Genomic DNA, 17,261 nt, shown 5'->3' on the forward strand with positions numbered 1-17,261 from the left:
CGCCACGCCGACGGCCCGTCCTCTCCTTCCCGGAGCGGACGGGCCGTACGCGGTGGTACGCGGTGGTACGCGAAGACGTGGCCAGGGCCGTCAGATGCCGTTGGCGAAGTTCTTGAACGCGGCCTTGGTGCCCGCTCCGGCGATCCCGTCGATCGCGCCGTTGTAGCCCCAGTGCTGCAGCAGACGCTGCAGTGCCTTGATGGTGCCCGAGCCGACGATGCCGTCGATGGCACCGGTGTAGCCCCAGTACTCCTTCAGGCAGCGCTGGAAGGCCTTCCAGCTGTTGGTGCCCAGCTGCCCGTCGATGGCGCCGGTGTAGCCCCAGTACTCCTTCAGCCAGCCCTGCACCTTCTTCGCCTCGGCGGCGGTCAGACCGAGGTTGTTCACCGCGAGCACGGAGACCTCGGAGCTCACGGCCGGCTTCGTGTCCGACGCCGCGAAGCTGGCGCCCGCGGTCGCGAGGCTGCCTGCGGCAAGGCCGAGTACGGCGCTGACGCTGACGAGGGTCCTCGTCCAGACATTGGGTCGCATGCTTGTACCTCTCGCTCTGGTTCGGGTGGGGCGGCCCTTGCCGCCGGGCCGGCAGGTCGAGAGTGCGGGGCGGGCGGCGCGGGTCGCCACAGTTGCCGCGGAACCGACGTCACCGCGGGACGTCCCCTCCTGTGACCTGGGCGGACGCCACCCGCGGTGACGTCGTCGCGGGACGGCGCGAGCACGCGGTGGCCGATTCCGTACGGGTGCGCGGGCCCGCTTCCGCCATGGGACGCCTGATGCTGGGGCAGAATGCGGACGGGCGCGGGGGACGCCGACCACGGACCGCTGGGCCCGACCGTGAACGCGAGTGGGGGGAACATGTCGCGTTGGGCAGCGCTGCCCGCGGAACTGGATCCGCGGGTACGGCAGTTGGTGGTGCGGTTACGCCGGTTGAAGGACCACAGCGGGCTGAGCCTGCGGCAGCTGGCGGCCCGGACGGCGTACAGCCCGAAGTCCTGGGAGCGGTACCTGGGCGGCAGGTCGCTGCCGCCGAGGGAGGCCGTCGAGGCGCTGGCCCGGGTCGGGGGTGAGGATCCGACCAGGTTGCTGGCGCTGCGCGAGGTCGCCGCGCAGGCGTGGGGAAAGAGACACACGAGCGGGACCGCGCCGGACGGGCCCGGGCCCGAACCGGCGGCGACGGCACCGCACATCGTGTCGTCCGGGATGAACGCGGCCGGATCGGCCGGGGGTTGGGTGAGGGCCGCGCTCGTGGCGGGGACGGTGGCGCTGGCGCTGTCCCTCAGTACGGCGGTGATGCTGCTGATACGGCTGGGCGGGCACGCGGGCGGGGACGCCACGGCTCCCATCGCCGCGTCGGCACCGGCGTCGGCCGCGCCCGCGGCACCCGGATACACCTGTCGCGCCGAGCGCGTCGACGGCCGCTGGTACGCGGGCAACAGCCGCACCCGGGACGCGATCGTGGCGGACGGCCGCGCCGGGCCGGAAGTGGCCGAGGTGCAGTGTCTGCTGCGCAGGGCGGGCATTGCGCCGGGCGCCGTCGACGGGATCTTCGGGCCGGTGACGGAGGACGCGGTCAGGCGGTTCCAGGAGCGGGCGGGGCTGGTGGTGGACGGCATCGTCGGACCGCACACGTGGAAGGCCCTGCGGCGATGACGGGGCCGTCGGCGGAGCGGGCCCGACTGGCCGCCGAGCTGCGGGAGTTGAAGGGCCGCACCGGCTTGAGCCTGGTCGGCCTCGCGGCGAAGACGGCGTTCAGCAAGTCGTCCTGGGACCGCTACCTCAACGCCCGGACACTGCCTCCGCGCGACGCCGTGCAGGAGCTGTGCCGCCTCGCCGGCGAGCCGGAGGGGCGGCATGTGGCCCTGTGGGAGATCGCGGAGTCGCAGGGGAGCGGGCGGGCGGCGGAGAGAAGCGGATGCGCGGCGGAGGGGAGGCTCCCTCGACCTCCCGGCTCGCCGTCGTCAGCGGGCTCGCCGTCGTCGGCGGGCTCGCCCACGTATCCGGGCTCGCCGTCGTCGGGCCCACCCACGTCCCCGGGCACGCCCACACCCTCGTCTCTCGCGTCGCCGCCGCCCCTGCCGTCCCCCGCTTCTCCGTCTCCGTCTCCGTCTTCGTCTTCGTCTTCGTCTACGTCTACGTCTACGGCTGCGCCACGGACGGCACCGGGCGGTGGCGCGGCCGCGTCCCGGCATGCGGCGGTCCTGGCCGTGCTCACGTCGGTGTGTGCCGTCGTGGTCGGCGCTCTGGCGGCGGCGGTGCTGATGCTGGTGCCCCGGGACGGCGAACCGAGATCGTCCCTGTCGCCGCCGCCCGCCGCGAACGGGCCGCGCTGCCGGGGAGCGGGCTGCGAGGCCGAGAGTCCGACGCGCATGAAGTGCGCCTCCGCACCGGCGACCCTGGCCGTGCGCCGCACCGCGACCGGCGCCTCGGTGGACCTGCGCTACAGCGCGGAGTGCGGGACGAGTTGGGCCCGGATGTGGGGGACCCGCGTCGGGGACCGGATCGAGATGTCGGCGGCAGGACCCGCCGGGCCCCGGCGTGGCGTGCGCAGCGCCGAGGTCCGCAACGCCCTGGACGCGGACGCCTACGTCCACACCCCCATGACGGCCGTTCGGCCCGGCACCGTCGTCCGGGTCTGCTTCCGGCCGGTGGCGGGCGGTGAAGGGGAGTGCGTGGACGGCCGGGTGGCCGAGTGAGGGCGGGGCTCGTTGTCAGTGCCGCCGCCTACAGTCACCGACATGGCGACTCTTCCGAACTCCTTGCCGAAGCTGGCCACCGACCCCACGGGGGGCGTCGTCGGCCTCCGACTCCCGCCCGGCAGGCTGCTGGACACGACGGACGACGGACCGTGGCACGAGCCGCTGCTGTGGCTGGCGGACGGTCGCGCCGCCTCCGGCGGCTGGGCCGCGCTGCGGCGGACGGCACCGGGCGCCGGCCTGCTCCCGGTCCTCCTCGACGTCGCCCGCCACGGCGGCCCGGGGCTGTGGGAGTTGATGCCGGGCGAGATGTCGTACCCGGGGGATCACGACGCCGAGGAGGTGCTGGCGGAGTTCTGGGACGAGTGCGCTCACGAGGACGAGGACTGGCCCGGTCTGGCCGACACCGGGGCCGTCGGCTCCCCTGACCCCGATTCCGTCGCCTCCGACGTCGTGGGCCTGCTCCTCGACGGCGGCGAGGCCCTGGAAGAGCCGCGTCTCGCGCTCGTCCCGGCCCGCCGCAGCGCCGACATCCCCGCGGTGATCGGCTGGACGGGCCCGGCGAACCACGAGAACGACATGGGCCGGCTGTCCGCGGTGCTCCGCTCCTGGGAGGACCGGTTCGGCATACGGGTCGTGGCCCTCGGCTTCGACACCCTGCTGGTGTCCGTGGCCGCCCCGCCCACCACGCTCGCCGAGGCGGAGGCCCTGGCCGCCGAACACTTCGCGTTCTGCCCCGACACCATCTGGCAGGGCAGCGACACGGATCTGCGCGGCTACGCCGAGAACCGGCTCCTCGGCCGGTCGGCCTGGCACTTCTGGTGGGACTAGGCCGGGCGGACACGACCCGACGCCCCGCTTCTAGCGCGGCAGCAGCCCCATCCCTTCCGGCACGTCGATCCCGAACTCCTCGTCCAGCAGCCGCCGCGCCTCCGCCTCCTCGGTCACCTCGCGTTCGACGACGGTCCCGTCCGCGCGCGTCTCCGTCAGGAGCCGGCCGTCGAGGAGGAGGTGGCGTTCGGCGGTGATGTTCTGGACGTAGACGCGCTGGGTGAAGGGCGAGCGCGGGTTGGTGCCGATGTGCCAGTTGATGACCTCGAAGTCGGGCTTCTCGAACGGCTCCAGGGTGAAGGCGTACTGGTCGACCCAGTCGCCCTTCACCTGGTCCTGGGCCTGGAGCAGCCACATCTCCAGCGGTCCCGCGTGCGGCGCGTGGACCAGCCGGTGCCGGCGTTCCGCGTCCTGGAACTCGACACCGGCCGTCAGCGGCACCGGCTCCAGCAGCGCGCCGATCGCGCCGAAGCCGACGTCCGCCAGATACGGCTGCGGATCGCCGGGGACCTCCACGAGCAGTGCCATGTGGGTGCGCGGGCGGCTCTCGATGCGGTCCGCTCCCACGACGACGCGTGCGGTCAGCAGGGTCACCCCGAAGCCCAGTGCCTCCAGTACGCCCGCGAACAGGGTGTTGTGCTCGTAGCAGTAGCCGCCGCGGCGGCTGTGCAGCAACTTGGCCACCAGGTCGGCGGGTTCGAGGGAGGGGGCGGTGCCCCGCAGAGCGTCCAGGTTCTCGAACGGGATGCTCCGCATGTGTGCCAGGTGCAGGCGCCGCAGCGTCGCCAGGTCCGCCCGCAGCTCCCCCTCCCCACCGATTCGCCGCAGATACTCATCCAGATCCAAGCGCAAGGTGTCGGACATGGGATCACCCTATGAAGATCGGCACGGGCCCGACCGCCGTCCAGGGGACGATCCGTGCTGCGTCGTCGGTCCTAGGACCGCAGCCCCTCCCCGAGCCGCCGCAGCCCCTCCCCGATCTCCTCGGGCGTCTGCGTCACGAAGCACAACCGCAGCGTCGACGGGTCGGGTTCACCGGCGTAGAAGGGTGCGCCGGGGACGTACGCCACGTCCTGCCGCACCACCTTCGGGAGCAGGGCCGTCGTGTCGTACGACGCGGGCAGGCGGACCCAGAGGAACATGCCGCCTTCGGGCCGCTGCCACGCGGAGCCGTCCGGGAGGGCGGCGGGCAGCCCCGCGAGCATGGCGTCGCGGCGTTCGCGGTAGACGTCCCTGACCCGGGCCAGGTGGGCGTCCAGGGTGGTGAGGCAGCGGGCGGCGGCGAGCTGGTTGACGGTCGAAGTGTGCAGGTCGGCCGCCTGCTTGGCGACGGCGCAGGCGCGGCGCAGGGCAGCCGGGGCGCGCAGCCAGCCCAGCCGCACACCGGGCGCCATCACCTTGGAGAAGGAGCCCAGCAGCACCGCGCGGTCCTCGGCACCCGGGTACGAGGCGATCCAGGGCACGCGCTCGCCCTCGTACCGCAGTTCGCCGTACGGGTCGTCCTCGACGATCCACACCCCGGCCCGCGCGGCGACCTGTGCGACGGCCGCCCTGCGCGCGGCGGGCAGGGTCCTGCCGGTCGGGTTCTGGAAGGTGGGCACGGTGTAGAAGAGCTTCGGCCGTTCCCGGGCGATGAGTTCCTCCAGCGCCTGCGGGTCCACGCCGTCCGCGTCACCCGGCACCGCCACGATCCGTGCTCCCGCGAGACCGAAGACCTGAAGGGCCGCGAGATAGCAGGGGTCTTCGACGAGGACGGTGTCCCCGGGGTCCAGCAGCGCGGTGGCCAGCAGTGACAGGCCCTGCTGGGAGCCGGTGGTGACGAGCAGGTCGTCGGCCCCGGTCACCAGGCCCCGCTGCGACAGCCGTGCGGCGAGCCCGGCGCGCAGGCTCGGCTCGCCCTCGGTCGTGGAGTACTGCAACGCCTGTGCCGGCGTCTCGGCGAGCACGTCGCGGAAGGCGGCGGCGATGCCGTCGCGGTCGAACAGCTCCGGTGCGGGCAGACCTCCCGCGAAGTTGATGACCTCGGGGCGGGCGGTGACGGCGAGTATGTCCCGCACGGGCGAGCCGCCGACCTTTCCGGTCCGCGCCGCGAGCGGTGGCACGGCGGCTGCGGTGGGGTGGGGCGTGGACGCGATGACGGTCATGGCACGGCTCCTTCGGCTGCGGCGACGCGGGGGGCGGCTCGTGCCGGGCAGCCTAGAGAACTATGTGTCGTCTACATGCAGCTTTCCGGGATGCGGACCTTGCCGCCCCGGGCGCATCGTGGGCCACGTCCGTCCCGCGTCCCGCGCCGGGCTCACGGGACATGACGTCCCCGCAGGTAAGAGGGATGCCCTCGACCGGGGCGTCCCGAATTCCCGGCAGAGGGTGGCGGGCGGGCCGGATGATCGCTCAGGCTGAGGGCCGACCCCAGCCCCCACCTGAGGAGAGGGCCGCCACGATGTCCGCGTCCGCACACCCCGTTCGCGTCCGCGCCCGGCTGCTCGCCGCCACGCTGGTGGCCGTCGCCGTACTCACGCTCACCGCGTGCGAGGACGGCGAGGGCCTGCGCGACGAGGGCCCGTCCACCCCGACCAGCCCCACGGCCACGGCTCCCGCCACGCCCAAGACGTCCGACCGGCCGTGAGCCAGAGCCCGCGATCGGCTACCGGTCGCCCAGCTTCCGCGCCGCCTCCGTGGCCCAGTACGTGAGGATGTTGCGCGCGCCCGCCCGCTTGATGCCGGTCAGCGTCTCGAAGATCGCCCGGTCCCGGTCGATCCAGCCCTTCTCGGCGGCGGCCTCGACCATCGAGTACTCACCGGAGATCTGGTAGGCGGCGACCGGCACGTCCACCGCCTCGGCCACCCGGGCCAGGATGTCGAGGTAGGGTCCGGCCGGCTTGACCATCACCATGTCGGCGCCCTCCTCCAGGTCGAGGGCCAACTCGCGCAAGGACTCACGGGCGTTCGCGGGATCCTGCTGATACGTCTTGCGGTCCCCCTTCAGCGAGGAGGCGACGGCCTCCCGGAAGGGCCCGTAGAAGGCGGAGGCGTACTTCGCCGTGTAGGCGAGGACGGCCACGTCCTCCCGGCCGATCTGGTCGAGGGCGTCGCGGATGACCCCGATCTGTCCGTCCATCATCCCGCTGGGCCCGACGACATGGGCGCCGGCGTCGGCCTGCACCTGGGCCATCTCGGCGTACCGCTCCAGGGTGGCGTCGTTGTCGACCCGCCCTTGCGCGTCCAGCACCCCGCAGTGCCCGTGGTCGACGGTCTCGTCCAGGCACAGGTCGGACATGACGAGCAGGTCGTCCCCCACCTCGGCCCGCACGTCCCGGATGGCGACCTGGAGGATCCCGTCCGGGTCGGTCCCCGGCGTCCCGAGGGCGTCCTTCTTCTCCTCCTCGGGCACCCCGAAGAGCATGATCCCGGAGATGCCCGCCTCGACCGCCTCCACGGCCGCCTTCTTCAGACTGTCCCGCGTGTGCTGGACGACGCCCGGCATCGCGGCGATCGGCACCGGCTCGCTGACGCCCTCGCGCACGAAGGCCGGGAGGATGAAGTCGGCGGGGTGCAGCCTGGTCTCGGCGACCATGCGCCGCATGGCGGGGGTGGTCCGCAGACGCCGCGGACGCGTGCCGGGGAAGGAACCGTACGTCGTCATGCCACCTACGCTACGCCCGCCCCGGCGGTCCCTTTGCCGACGAGGCGTCGGCGGCGGCGGCCCCCCGCGGCCCGCGTGCGGCCCCCACACCCCGGGTCCATCCTGAGAGGGAGGCCCCGATCAGCCCCCGCACGCAAGGACTCCGACGGCCCGCCCCACCTCGCCCCGCCGCCGCCGTCCCTCCGTACGTACGCACACCGCGGAGGACGCGATGACCGCCACCCACCACAACACCCCCGACCTGTTCGCCCTCTCCGAGATCCACGGCCCGGTCCTGCGCCCCGGCGAGGACGGCTACGCCGAGGAGGTCGCCGGCTTCAACCTGGCCGCGCTGCACACCCCCGACGTGGTGGTCGGTGCGACGGGCGTCGACGACGTGGTGACGGCCCTGCGCTGGGCGTCGGCCACCGGCACCCCGGTCGCGGTGCAGGCCACGGGGCACGGGGCGAACTTCCCCATCGATCACGGGCTGTTGATCAGCACGGCCCGCATGACCGACGTACGGATCGACCCGCGAGAGCGCCTGGCGACCGTCGCGGCCGGCGCGAAGTGGCGGCACGTCCTGGACGCGGCGGCACCGCACGGCCTCGCCGCGCTGACGGGCACCTCCACCGACGCGGGCGCGGTCGGCTACACGCTCGGCGGCGGCCTGCCCGTCATGGGCCGGGCCTACGGCTACGCGACCGACCTGGTCCGGTCCTTCCAGGTCGTCACACCCGACGGCACACTCCGCGAGGCCGACCCCGACCACGAGGCGGAGCTGTTCTGGGCGTTGCGCGGCGGCAAGGGCAACGTGGGCGTGGTGACCTCCATGGTCTTCGAGCTGCTGCCCCTGACCACTGTCCTCGGCGGCGCCGTCCACAGCCCCGGCGAGCACGCCGAGACCGTGCTGCGGAACTGGACCGAGTGGACACGGACGGTTCCGGACGAGATGTGCAGCGCCTTCGCCCTGCTGCGTCTGCCGCCCATCCCGGAGATCCCCGAACCGCTGCGCGGCGGCTTCTGGGCCCGCGTCGCGGTCGCCTGGCCCGGGGACCCCGCGGAGGGCGAGCGCCTGCTGGCCCCGATCCGCGCCGCGGCGCCTGTCGAGGTCGACACCGTGGAGGAGATGCCGTACGCAGCCCTGGACCGCATCCACCTGGAGCCGCAGGACCCGCTCCCGGCCCGCGAGTCGTGCGCCCTGCTGCGCGACCTCACCCCCGACGCGATCCGCGCCTTCCTGGACCAGGTGGGCCCCGACGTCACCGACTGCCCCCTGCTCATGGCGGAGCTGCGCCACATGGGCGGCGCCCTGTCCCGGCCGGCCCGCCAGGACGACGCGATCTGCGCGCGGGACGCCCTGTACATCCTGGAGACGGTGGGCGTGCTCGCCGCCCCACCGGCGGCCGCGGCCATCGAGCGGGCCACCGCTTCCCTGCACGAGGCGATGGCCCCGTACGGCACCGGCCGCACGATGATCAACATCCATGGCACGCCCGGCGACGAGTCCGACCGCGCCCGGGCCTGGACCCCGGAGGTGTACGACCGCCTGCGCAAGGACAAGTCGGTCTACGACCCGGCCAACCTGCTCCGCTTCGGCCACACGGTGCCCATGGCGTCCTGACGGCCCGCGGCCCTCAGCACCAGCCCCGCTCCCGGGCCAGCAGCGCCGCCTGGAAGCGGTTGGCGGCGTGCAGGCGGGTCATCAGCGAAGCGATGTGCTTGCGGTACGTCCGCACGGAGATGCCGAGCTCCCGCGCCCCGCTCTCGTCCTTCTCCGCGGTGCACAGGGTGCGCAGGATTCGCCGCTCGATCTCGGTGGGCGCCTCGTCGTCCCGGGTGGGCAGCTCCTGCGCCGTCGCCCACATCCTCTCGAAGAGGGTGACCAGGGTGGCGACGAGACCGGGTTCGCGGGTGAGCAGCGCGCCCTTGGCGGTGTCGGCCGGATCGATGGGCGTGAGGGCCGCCGCCCGGTCACAGATGATCATGCGTTCCAGGGGCAGGTGCGAGATCCGGATCTCCGCCCCCTTCGCCGCGAGCTCCCGCAGGTACGCCAGCGTGGACGGGTCGTCCAGCGCGGGTGCCGCCATGAGCGTGCGCATCCGCACCCCACGGCGCAGCACCCGCAGGTCGACGGGCCGGGAGTGGCCCGCGGACTCGGGCGTGATGATGCCCTTGGGGTTGGTGGTGAGGCTCTCGGTGCGCGCGAAGAAGGTCAGTTCGTCGATGACGGCCCGTACGGCCGCCATGCCCTCGATCCGCCGCACGGTCGGCGCCTGGGGCGGCACGGACGGCGCCGCGGTCGCCGCCTCCCGCTCCGCGCGCAGTGAGTCCACGATGCCCTCGGCCTCGGCGGCGTCCTCCAACTCGCCCCTCAGCCGGTCGAGTCGGCGCTCGATGAGCCGCTCCACCGCCCGCGCGGGCGGCACGGGCCGCAGCGCCCCGGTGTGGGCCCGGGTGGCGATCCCGAGCTCGACGAGCTGGTCGGCGGTCTGCGCGCGGACATCGGCGACGGCCCGGCCGGGGGCCGTCACGCCGTCCCGCAGAAGCCGGCGGTAGGCGGCCTCCTCGCGGGCGCCCACCCCGAGGAACCGAAGTGTCGGCTGTGTCATGGGTCCCCCTGCGCATCACGTGGTCTCGGTCCCGCCGCCGTGGGACAGCGCACGGGCGTGCCGGAAGCGGCCGGAGCGGGCTGCAGCAAGCTGCACGTTCTCCATCTCGCCGACGGGTGGGCGGGACGGCAGAGTTCCTTGCTCAAGGAGCCGTCCGCACCACCGGGGAGAACGCCATGAGCAACCACTCCAGCCGCCCGAACTCCGTCGTCCCGCTCGCCGCTGCCCTGGCCGTCCTGGTGGGCGCCGAAGTCGCCGTGATCGCCGGCGACCTGGGCGACGGCGTCCGCTACCCGCTCGGCGGCGTCATCCTGGCCGGCCTGATCCTCGGCGCCTACCGGCTGGGTCACGCCCGCACCTCCCGCTGACCCGCTCACCGCGGCGAGAGCACGCAGACGGGCGGAAGGCCCGCCCCCGGATCACCGGGTGCGGGCCCCCTCACGTCGGATCGCGCTCAGCGCACGACCGGCTCCCGGCTCAGGTGGCCCGGCGCCGCCGAGCCCCCGGCCTGCGCTCGCTGGGCCGGGTCACCGCGTCACCGGCCGCGAGGGCGGCGGCCCGCCGCTTCATGCCGAAGTCGGCCAGTGCCTCCGCGAGCTTGTGCACGCTCGGTTCGGGAGCCATGACATCGACCCGCAGCCCGTGCTCCTCGGCGGTCTTCGCCGTGGCCGGGCCGATACAGGCGATCACCGTCACGTTGTGCGGCTTGCCGGCGATGCCCACGAGGTTGCGCACGGTGGACGACGAGGTGAACAGAACGGCGTCGAAGCCACCGCCCTTGATCGCCTCCCGCGTCTCCGCCGGCGGCGGCGAGGCCCGCACGGTCCGGTAGGCGGTGACGTCGTCGACCTCCCACCCGAGTTCGATCAGCCCGGCGACCAGCGTCTCCGTGGCGATGTCGGCACGCGGCAGGAACACCCGGTCGATCGGGTCGAACACCGGGTCGTACGGCGGCCAGTCCTCCAGCAGACCGGCGGCCGACTGCTCACCGCTCGGCACCAGGTCCGGCTTCACACCGAACGCGATCAGCGCCTTGGCCGTCTGCTCCCCCACCGCGGCGACCTTGATCCCCGCGAAGGCCCGGGCGTCGAGCCCGTACTCCTCGAACTTCTCCCGTACCGCCTTGACGGCGTTCACCGAGGTGAAGGCGATCCACTCGTAGCGGCCCGTCACCAGGCCCTTGACCGCCCGCTCCATCTGCTGGGGCGTGCGCGGCGGCTCGACGGCGATCGTCGGCACCTCGTGCGGCACGGCACCGTAGGACCGCAACTGGTCGGAGAGCGAAGCGGCCTGCTCCTTCGTCCGCGGCACGAGCACCTTCCAGCCGAACAGCGGCTTGGACTCGAACCACGCCAGCTGGTCGCGCTGGGCGGGGGCGGAACGCTCACCGACCACGGCTATCACCGGCCGGCCGCCCTCCGGCGACGGCAGCACCTTGGCCTGCTTCAGGGTCTGGGCGATGGTGCCGAGCGTCGCGGTCCACGTCCGCTGACGTGTCGTCGTACCCGCGACCGTGACCGTCATCGGCGTATCGGGCTTGCGCCCCGCCGACACCAGCTCACCCGCAGCCGCGCCCACGGCGTCCAGCGTCGTCGAAACGACCACGGTCCCGTCCGACGCCCCGACCTCGGTCCAGCAGCGGTCCGAGGCCGTCCGCGCGTCCACGAACCGCACGTCGGCGCCCTGTGCGTCGCGCAGCGGCACCCCGGCGTACGCGGGCACGCCGACAGCCGTGGCCACGCCGGGCACGACCTCGAACGGCACGCCTGCCGCGGCGCAGGCCAGCATCTCCTCGGCGGCGTACGCGTCGAGGCCGGGGTCCCCGGACACCGCACGCACGACCCGCCTGCCGCCCCGTGCGGCCTCCATGACAAGATGTGCCGCATCCCGCACCGCGGGTACCTCAACGCTTTTTGACGTGCCGTCAACGAGCGTCGGGGGAGGAGGCGTGCCCGGTAGCCGGTCCGGCGACGCACCGGTCTCCGTGTGCACGACCGCGACGGATGACCGAGCGTGCGTCCGCACCACGTCGAGCACCTCGTGCTCGGCGACGAGTACGTCCGCGTTCGCCAGCGCCTCGACGGCGCGCAGGGTCAGCAGTCCCGGATCCCCGGGTCCGGCACCGAGGAAGGTGACGTGCCCGTGTTCAAGGCCGGCGGGAAGAGTGGTGGGGCTCACTGTGCTCGCTCCCCCATCAGACCGGCCGCACCCTGCGCAAGCATCTCGGTGGCGAGTTCGCGACCGAGCGCAAGCGCTTGGTCGTGCGTCTCGGGTACGGGACCGGTGGTGGACAGCTGCACCGTGCGGGTGCCGTCGGTCGTGCCGACGACGCCGCGCAGGCGCATTTCCTTGACAATCTGCCCGTCGGCCTGGGAGACCCCCCGCTCGAACGGAGCCGAGAAGGGGGGAAGGTCGGCCAAGGCGCCCACGGGGGCGCTGCAACCGGCTTCCAGGGCGGCGAGCAGGGATCGCTCGGCGGTCACGGCGACCCGGGTGAACGGGTCGTCGAGTTCGCCGAGCGCGGCGATCAGGTCCGCGTCGTCCGCGGTGCACTCGATCGCCAGGGCCCCCTGGCCGGGGGCGGGCAAAACGGTGTCGACCGACAGGAAGTCGGTCACTTCGTCGATGCGCCCGATGCGGTTCAGGCCGGCCGCGGCCAGCACCACCGCATCCAGCTCACCGTCGTGCACGTACCGGATCCGCGTGTCGACGTTCCCGCGGATGGGCACGGTCTCGATGTCCAGCCCGTGGCCGCGCGCGTACGCGTTCAGCTGCGCCATGCGGCGCGGCGAACCCGTACCGATGCGCGCCCCGCGCGGCAGGTCGGTGAACTTCAGCGCGTCCCGGGCGACGATGACGTCCCGGGGATCCTCCCGGACCGGCACGGCGGCCAGCGCCAGCTCCTCGGGCTGCGTGGTGGGCAGGTCCTTCAGGGAGTGCACCGCGAAGTCGACCTCGCCCCGAAGGAGCGCGTCGCGCAGGGCGGTCACGAACACGCCCGTGCCGCCGATCTGCGCGAGGGCCTCACGCGAGACGTCGCCGTACGTGGTGATCTCGACGAGCTCGACGGGCCGTCCGGTCACCTGGCGCACGGCCTGCGCGACCTGCCCGGACTGGGCCATGGCGAGCCTGCTGCGCCTGGTGCCGAGCCGTAGTGCCTGCTGAGTCATCGTGGGCCTCGGTTCTTGTCGGTGCTGTCCTCGGCGCGCGAGACGGAGGCCACCGTCTCCTGGTCGAGGTCGAACAGGGTCCGCAGCGCGTCCGCGTATCCGGCGCCGCCGGGCTCGGCCGCGAGCTGCTTGACCCGGACGGTCGGCGCGTGCAGCAGCTTGTCGACCACCCGGCGCACGGTCTGCGTGATCTCACTGCGGTGCTTGTCGTCCAGGCCGGGCAGCCGCCCTTCGAGGCGGGCGATCTCGCTCGCCACGACATCGGCGGCCATCGTGCGCAGCGCGACGACGGTCGGCGTGATGTGCGCGGCCCGCTGCGCCGCCCCGAAGGCGGCGACCTCGTCGGCGACGATCCGGCGGACCTGGTCCACGTCGGCCGCCATCGGAGCGTCGGCGGAGGCTTCCGCCAGCGACTCGATGTCGACCAGCCGCACCCCGGCCAGCCGGTGCACGGCCGCGTCGATGTCCCGCGGCATGGCGAGGTCGAGCAGCGAGAGCACCGGCGCGGGGCGGGGCGCCTCGACGACGGGCTCGGGCTTGCGGCGCTCGGGGATCCGGCCGACCGTGGCCGCGGTCGCGGCGAGCGCGGTGATCAGCTCGGCATCGGTCTCGGGGCTGCGCCGGGCGGCCTCACGGCGGTCGACCGCGCCGCCCGCCGCCCAGGCCGCGTGCTGCTCCAGGGTGGCCGCGTCCATACCGGCGACGGCGGCCTCCCCGTGCACGGAGAATCCTCCCTGCACGGCGGTCAGGTCCAGCGGGCAGTTCTCGTCGGAGCCGACGCTGGTGGGCGGCAGCGGCGTCTGGGGTACGTCGGTGACGTCGGCGTGCGCCCTGGCGGCCGGCGCCTTGCCCGTCGTACGAGCGCCGCCGTCGACCGCGTCGAAGGCGACCGGCCGACCGGTACGGCCCTCCACCGCCGACGCGACGGAGGCGGCCGTGAGGACCAGCCCGGTCGCGCCGGTGCAGGAGACGACGACATCGGCACGTGTCAGCTCGACCGGCACCGACTCCATCGGTACCGCGCGGGCGGACACGTCCGTGTCACCGGCCTCGCCGAGGATCTGCGCGAGACGCTCGGCACGGTCGAAGGTGCGGTTGGCGACGACGACTTCGGCGACACCGGCTCGCGCGAGGGTGGCGGCGGCCAGGGACGACATCGACCCGGCTCCGATGACCAGCGCCTTCTTCCCACCGGCCCACGCCGTGACGTCGGTCCCGACGGCCAGCTGCTCCAGGCCGAAGGTGACCAGGGACTGCCCGGCGCGGTCGATGCCGGTCTCGGAGTGGGCGCGCTTGCCCACGCGCAGGGCCTGCTGGAACAGGTCGTTCAGCAGCCGGCCGGCGCTGTGCAGCTCCTGCGCCTTGGCGAGCGAGTCCTTGATCTGGCCGAGGATCTGCCCCTCGCCGACGACCATGGAGTCGAGCCCGCAGGCCACGGAGAACAGATGGTGGACGGCCCGGTCCTCGTAGTGCACGTACAGATAAGGCGTGAGTTCGTCGAGCCCCACCCCGCTGTGCTGGGCGAGCAGCGTGGACAGCTCGGCGACACCGGCGTGGAACTTGTCCACGTCGGCGTACAGCTCGATGCGGTTGCAGGTGGCCAGCACGGCGGCTTCGGTGGCCGGCTCGGCGGCGACCGTGTCCTGCAGCAGCTTGCTCTGGGCGTCCGCGCTCAGCGCCGCCCGCTCCAGGACGCTGACCGGGGCGCTGCGGTGGCTCAGGCCCACGACGAGGAGACTCATGCCGGCATCACGGCGGGTACGTCCCCGTCGGGCCCCTGGTCGGCGGAGTCACTGCGGGCGGCGGCGGTCTGGACGCCACCGTCGGAGGCGGCCTCCTCACCGGCCTTGCGCTGCTCGTGGAAGGCGAGGATCTGCAGCTCGATCGAGAGGTCGACCTTGCGCACGTCGACGCCGTCCGGGACGGACAGCACGGTCGGCGCGAAGTTCAGGATGGAGGTGACACCGGCGGCCACGAGCCGGTCGCAGACGGCCTGGGCGGCACCGGCGGGGGTGGCGATGACACCGATGGACACGCCGTTGTCCTGGATGATCTTCTCCAGGTCGTCGGAGTGCTGCACGGGGATCCCCGCGACGGGCTTGCCCGCCATGGCGGGGTCGGCGTCGATGAGCGCGGCCACCCGGAAGCCGCGGGAGGCGAACCCGCCGTAGTTGGCGAGGGCGGCGCCGAGATTGCCGATACCGACGATCACAACCGGCCAGTCCTGGGTGAGCCCCAGTTCACGGGAGATCTGGTAGACGAGATACTCGACGTCGTAGCCGACGCCCCTGGTCCCGTACGAACCGAGGTACGAGAAGTCCTTGCGCAGCTTCGCGGAGTTGACCCCCGCCGCGGCCGCGAGCTCCTCGGAGGAGACCGTGGGTACCGAGCGCTCCGACAGTGCGGTCAGGGCGCGCAGGTACAGCGGAAGCCTGGCGACGGTGGCCTCGGGAATCCCTCGGCTGCGGGTCGCCGGTCGGTGAGTTCGGCCAGTTGCCACGGTGCTCCTGCGGGTAGAGCGGGGCTGTAGGCGGTCACACGTCCCTACATGACCGCCCCGTCGAAAGCAGGCTATGTCTTTGTGAACGCGTGCACAAAGATGGTGTCCGATTTGCCCGGCCAACGTGACCGGGCTCACGCACGCCCGGCGCACTGATCTGGAACCGGCGCATTCGCACCACCGATCCTCAACTCTTGGGGGCAAAACCGCACACTCTCCTCAACGATCCCCGCCCCCGAGACCAAGTCGCCGTCGATCCTAAGCCAGTTTCCCGAGCAGTTGGACTAGTCAGTCAGTGCTTTGCGGAGGCGATCTTCGTTCACGCGCCAGAAGGTGTGCTGGGCTCCGTCGACCAGGACGACGGGGATCTGCTCCCAGTACTGGTCGTGGAGTTGGGGGTCCTGGGAGATGTCCTTCTGCTCCCACGGAACCCCCAGATCACCGCACACCTTCTCGATGACGATCTGTGCGTCATCACACAGATGACAGCCGGGCTTGCGGATGAGCGTGACCAGCCGGTCCTGGGGGGTCCTGGCCGCGCCGCGACGGAAGAAGGGGCTCATGTCAGCCATTCTCCCGCGGCACGCCCGACGCCGAGGTTCCACGAAGCCACCGCCGAACCCTGCGCTCGCCGCCGGTGGCGTCCGTTCCTTCGGCGACACGGTCGCCGAGAGTTCACAATCTCCGAACCTGCGCGGTCCAGCAGCTCCGAACAAACTGGCTATGCTCACGGTCATGGCCGCTCTCGGATGGCTCACTCCCCGTAGGCGTTCCGCCACGGCGCGGAGCGTGTTGGCAGGCGAGGCCTCTGCGGAGGCAGCGCGCAAGTCGTCGCAGGAGACGACGGAGGTCACCGACCGGGAACCGGAGTTCCCGGTCCTCGGCGACACGAAGGCCGCCGCCTTCTTCGACCTCGACAACACCGTGATGCAGGGCGCCGCCCTCTTCCACTTCGGGCGGGGCCTGTACAAGCGGAAGTTCTTCGAGACGCGCGACCTCGCCAGGTTCGCCTGGCAACAGGCGTGGTTCCGGCTCGCCGGGGTCGAGGACCCCGAGCACATGCAGGACGCACGGGACTCCGCCCTCTCGATCGTCAAGGGCCACCGGGTCTCCGAACTGATGTCGATCGGCGAGGAGATCTACGACGAGTACATGGCCGAGCGCATCTGGCCCGGGACACGCGCCCTCGCCCAGGCGCACCTGGACGCCGGCCAGAAGGTGTGGCTGGTGACGGCGGCCCCGGTGGAGATCGCCCAGGTGATCGCCCGCCGCCTCGGACTGACCGGTGCGCTCGGCACGGTGGCGGAGTCGGTGGACGGCGTCTACACGGGCAAGCTGGTCGGCGAACCGCTGCACGGCCCGGCGAAGGCCGAGGCGGTCCGCGCCCTGGCCGCCGCGGAGGGCCTGGACCTCGCCCGCTGCGCGGCCTACAGCGACTCCCACAACGACATCCCGATGCTGTCGCTGGTCGGCCACCCCTACGCCATCAACCCCGACACCAAGCTCCGCAAGCACGCCCGCCGCCTGGACTGGCGCCTGCGTGACTACCGCACGGGCCGCAAGGCGGCGAAGGTCGGCATCCCGGCGGCCGCCGGGGTGGGCGCGGTGGCGGGCGGCACGGCCGCTGCCATCGCCCTGCACCGCCGACGGCGATGACGGTCGGACCCTCAGCCGTCCGGGGGCGTGGCCCGGACGGCGAGTTGACCACGCCCGGCCGAACGGCCGATCCGCATCCCCTACCCCGGTAAGCCCGTGTCCAGTCCCCTTGGCTGCACACGGCCACAACACGCCCCGGAGTCAGCCCGAACCCGGACGCATTCGATCAACAACCGATCA

Annotated in this window: 17 protein-coding genes and 1 pseudogene; 8 read left to right on the top strand and 10 right to left on the bottom strand. The window is 72.9% G+C overall.

Going from position 1 to position 17,261, the window contains the following annotated elements; all coding sequences use genetic code 11:
- Nucleotides 1-90: 90 nt before the first annotated feature.
- On the bottom strand, nucleotides 91-531 hold the full coding sequence (locus ACFYNL_RS33170) for a peptidoglycan-binding protein (RefSeq protein WP_388810030.1): 441 nt from the start codon (nucleotides 529-531) through the stop codon (nucleotides 91-93).
- A 321-nt stretch (nucleotides 532-852) separates the two neighbouring features.
- On the opposite strand from ACFYNL_RS33170, the gene ACFYNL_RS33175 reads away from it, so the two are divergent.
- The 4 genes and pseudogenes from ACFYNL_RS33175 (at nucleotide 853) to ACFYNL_RS33190 (ending at nucleotide 3,521) form a co-directional block, all read left to right on the top strand.
- On the top strand, nucleotides 853-1,647 hold the full coding sequence (locus ACFYNL_RS33175; protein WP_388810033.1) for a peptidoglycan-binding protein: 795 nt from the start codon (nucleotides 853-855) through the stop codon (nucleotides 1,645-1,647).
- A pseudogene (locus ACFYNL_RS33180) lies at nucleotides 1,644-1,829 on the top strand (helix-turn-helix domain-containing protein); the annotation flags it as partial. The gene ACFYNL_RS33175 and the pseudogene ACFYNL_RS33180, both read left to right, overlap by 4 nt.
- Nucleotides 1,830-2,201: 372 nt before the next feature.
- Nucleotides 2,202-2,690, top strand: coding sequence for a DUF2690 domain-containing protein (locus tag ACFYNL_RS33185; protein ID WP_388810129.1), 489 nt, complete (start codon nucleotides 2,202-2,204; stop codon nucleotides 2,688-2,690).
- A 42-nt stretch (nucleotides 2,691-2,732) separates the two neighbouring features.
- The gene (locus ACFYNL_RS33190; protein ID WP_388810035.1) at nucleotides 2,733-3,521 is read left to right on the top strand and encodes a DUF4253 domain-containing protein; all 789 of its coding nucleotides are present in this window, start codon (nucleotides 2,733-2,735) and stop codon (nucleotides 3,519-3,521) included.
- Nucleotides 3,522-3,551: 30 nt separating this feature from the next.
- On the opposite strand, the gene ACFYNL_RS33195 is transcribed toward ACFYNL_RS33190, so the two are convergent.
- Together ACFYNL_RS33195 and ACFYNL_RS33200 are read right to left on the bottom strand one after the other, a co-directional pair.
- Nucleotides 3,552-4,385, bottom strand: coding sequence for an arylamine N-acetyltransferase (locus tag ACFYNL_RS33195; protein ID WP_388810036.1), 834 nt, complete (start codon nucleotides 4,383-4,385; stop codon nucleotides 3,552-3,554).
- 71 nt (nucleotides 4,386-4,456) lie between these two features.
- Nucleotides 4,457-5,665, bottom strand: coding sequence for a PLP-dependent aminotransferase family protein (locus ACFYNL_RS33200; protein ID WP_388810039.1), 1,209 nt, complete (start codon nucleotides 5,663-5,665; stop codon nucleotides 4,457-4,459).
- Between the two features lie 296 nt (nucleotides 5,666-5,961).
- On the opposite strand from ACFYNL_RS33200, the gene ACFYNL_RS33205 reads away from it, so the two are divergent.
- Nucleotides 5,962-6,147 (top strand): hypothetical protein, encoded by a 186-nt coding sequence (locus ACFYNL_RS33205; RefSeq protein WP_388810041.1) that lies wholly within the window; start codon nucleotides 5,962-5,964, stop codon nucleotides 6,145-6,147.
- A gap of 18 nt (nucleotides 6,148-6,165) precedes the next feature.
- Here the strand turns inward: ACFYNL_RS33205 and hemB are convergent, their stop codons facing one another.
- Nucleotides 6,166-7,164, bottom strand: a complete 999-nt coding sequence (gene hemB, locus ACFYNL_RS33210) for a porphobilinogen synthase (protein ID WP_388810044.1) — start codon at nucleotides 7,162-7,164, stop codon at nucleotides 6,166-6,168.
- A gap of 211 nt (nucleotides 7,165-7,375) precedes the next feature.
- On the opposite strand from hemB, the gene ACFYNL_RS33215 reads away from it, so the two are divergent.
- Complete coding sequence (locus ACFYNL_RS33215; RefSeq protein ID WP_388810047.1) at nucleotides 7,376-8,767, top strand: FAD-binding oxidoreductase; 1,392 nt, start codon at nucleotides 7,376-7,378, stop codon at nucleotides 8,765-8,767.
- 13 nt (nucleotides 8,768-8,780) lie between these two features.
- Here ACFYNL_RS33215 and ACFYNL_RS33220 read toward each other — a convergent pair whose 3' ends face one another.
- Entirely contained in the window at nucleotides 8,781-9,755 is a 975-nt protein-coding gene (locus tag ACFYNL_RS33220) for a LuxR C-terminal-related transcriptional regulator (protein ID WP_388810049.1), read from the bottom strand.
- 176 nt (nucleotides 9,756-9,931) lie between these two features.
- Here ACFYNL_RS33220 and ACFYNL_RS33225 point away from each other — a divergent pair, with 176 nt between their 5' ends.
- Nucleotides 9,932-10,123: a hypothetical protein gene (locus ACFYNL_RS33225; protein ID WP_388810052.1), complete on the top strand. Its 192-nt coding sequence runs from the start codon at nucleotides 9,932-9,934 to the stop codon at nucleotides 10,121-10,123.
- 109 nt (nucleotides 10,124-10,232) lie between these two features.
- On the opposite strand, the gene ACFYNL_RS33230 is transcribed toward ACFYNL_RS33225, so the two are convergent.
- From ACFYNL_RS33230 to ACFYNL_RS33250, 5 genes are all read right to left on the bottom strand, one after another.
- The gene (locus tag ACFYNL_RS33230; protein WP_388810054.1) at nucleotides 10,233-11,933 is read right to left on the bottom strand and encodes a uroporphyrinogen-III synthase; all 1,701 of its coding nucleotides are present in this window, start codon (nucleotides 11,931-11,933) and stop codon (nucleotides 10,233-10,235) included.
- Nucleotides 11,930-12,925 carry a hydroxymethylbilane synthase gene (gene hemC, locus ACFYNL_RS33235; RefSeq protein WP_388810057.1) on the bottom strand — a complete coding sequence of 332 codons (996 nt, stop codon included), beginning with the start codon at nucleotides 12,923-12,925 and terminating at the stop codon, nucleotides 11,930-11,932. Before hemC ends, ACFYNL_RS33230 begins: the two co-directional genes overlap by 4 nt.
- A complete protein-coding gene (locus ACFYNL_RS33240; protein ID WP_388810060.1) occupies nucleotides 12,922-14,667 on the bottom strand; it encodes a glutamyl-tRNA reductase in 1,746 nt (581 codons plus the stop codon). The genes hemC and ACFYNL_RS33240 overlap by 4 nt, the downstream gene beginning before the upstream one ends.
- Nucleotides 14,664-15,425, bottom strand: coding sequence for a redox-sensing transcriptional repressor Rex (locus ACFYNL_RS33245; RefSeq protein WP_019753576.1), 762 nt, complete (start codon nucleotides 15,423-15,425; stop codon nucleotides 14,664-14,666). The genes ACFYNL_RS33240 and ACFYNL_RS33245 overlap by 4 nt, the downstream gene beginning before the upstream one ends.
- Before the next feature lie 284 nt (nucleotides 15,426-15,709).
- Nucleotides 15,710-15,997 carry a glutaredoxin family protein gene (locus ACFYNL_RS33250; RefSeq protein ID WP_388810062.1) on the bottom strand — a complete coding sequence of 96 codons (288 nt, stop codon included), beginning with the start codon at nucleotides 15,995-15,997 and terminating at the stop codon, nucleotides 15,710-15,712.
- Nucleotides 15,998-16,160: 163 nt separating this feature from the next.
- Here ACFYNL_RS33250 and ACFYNL_RS33255 point away from each other — a divergent pair, with 163 nt between their 5' ends.
- Complete coding sequence (locus tag ACFYNL_RS33255; RefSeq protein WP_388810064.1) at nucleotides 16,161-17,081, top strand: HAD family hydrolase; 921 nt, start codon at nucleotides 16,161-16,163, stop codon at nucleotides 17,079-17,081.
- The last annotated feature ends 180 nt before the right edge of the window (nucleotides 17,082-17,261 follow it).

The organism is Streptomyces sp. NPDC007808 (assembly GCF_042868655.1).
Taxonomy (GTDB): Bacteria; Actinomycetota; Actinomycetes; order Streptomycetales; family Streptomycetaceae; genus Streptomyces.

What these genes read in the sequence shown, in the direction of transcription:
- ACFYNL_RS33225 (WP_388810052.1), top strand. Translation starts at nt 9,932, where the DNA reads ATGAGCAACCACTCCAGCCGCCCGAACTCCGTCGTCCCGCTCGCCGCT.
- ACFYNL_RS33175 (WP_388810033.1), top strand. Translation starts at nt 853, where the DNA reads ATGTCGCGTTGGGCAGCGCTGCCCGCGGAACTGGATCCGCGGGTACGG.
- ACFYNL_RS33220 (WP_388810049.1), bottom strand. Translation starts at nt 9,755, where the DNA reads ATGACACAGCCGACACTTCGGTTCCTCGGGGTGGGCGCCCGCGAGGAG.
- ACFYNL_RS33200 (WP_388810039.1), bottom strand. Translation starts at nt 5,665, where the DNA reads ATGACCGTCATCGCGTCCACGCCCCACCCCACCGCAGCCGCCGTGCCA.
- ACFYNL_RS33195 (WP_388810036.1), bottom strand. Translation starts at nt 4,385, where the DNA reads ATGTCCGACACCTTGCGCTTGGATCTGGATGAGTATCTGCGGCGAATC.
- hemC (WP_388810057.1), bottom strand. Translation starts at nt 12,925, where the DNA reads ATGACTCAGCAGGCACTACGGCTCGGCACCAGGCGCAGCAGGCTCGCC.
- ACFYNL_RS33190 (WP_388810035.1), top strand. Translation starts at nt 2,733, where the DNA reads ATGGCGACTCTTCCGAACTCCTTGCCGAAGCTGGCCACCGACCCCACG.
- ACFYNL_RS33205 (WP_388810041.1), top strand. Translation starts at nt 5,962, where the DNA reads ATGTCCGCGTCCGCACACCCCGTTCGCGTCCGCGCCCGGCTGCTCGCC.
- ACFYNL_RS33250 (WP_388810062.1), bottom strand. Translation starts at nt 15,997, where the DNA reads ATGGCTGACATGAGCCCCTTCTTCCGTCGCGGCGCGGCCAGGACCCCC.
- ACFYNL_RS33170 (WP_388810030.1), bottom strand. Translation starts at nt 531, where the DNA reads ATGCGACCCAATGTCTGGACGAGGACCCTCGTCAGCGTCAGCGCCGTA.
- ACFYNL_RS33255 (WP_388810064.1), top strand. Translation starts at nt 16,161, where the DNA reads ATGGCCGCTCTCGGATGGCTCACTCCCCGTAGGCGTTCCGCCACGGCG.
- ACFYNL_RS33215 (WP_388810047.1), top strand. Translation starts at nt 7,376, where the DNA reads ATGACCGCCACCCACCACAACACCCCCGACCTGTTCGCCCTCTCCGAG.
- ACFYNL_RS33240 (WP_388810060.1), bottom strand. Translation starts at nt 14,667, where the DNA reads ATGAGTCTCCTCGTCGTGGGCCTGAGCCACCGCAGCGCCCCGGTCAGC.
- hemB (WP_388810044.1), bottom strand. Translation starts at nt 7,164, where the DNA reads ATGACGACGTACGGTTCCTTCCCCGGCACGCGTCCGCGGCGTCTGCGG.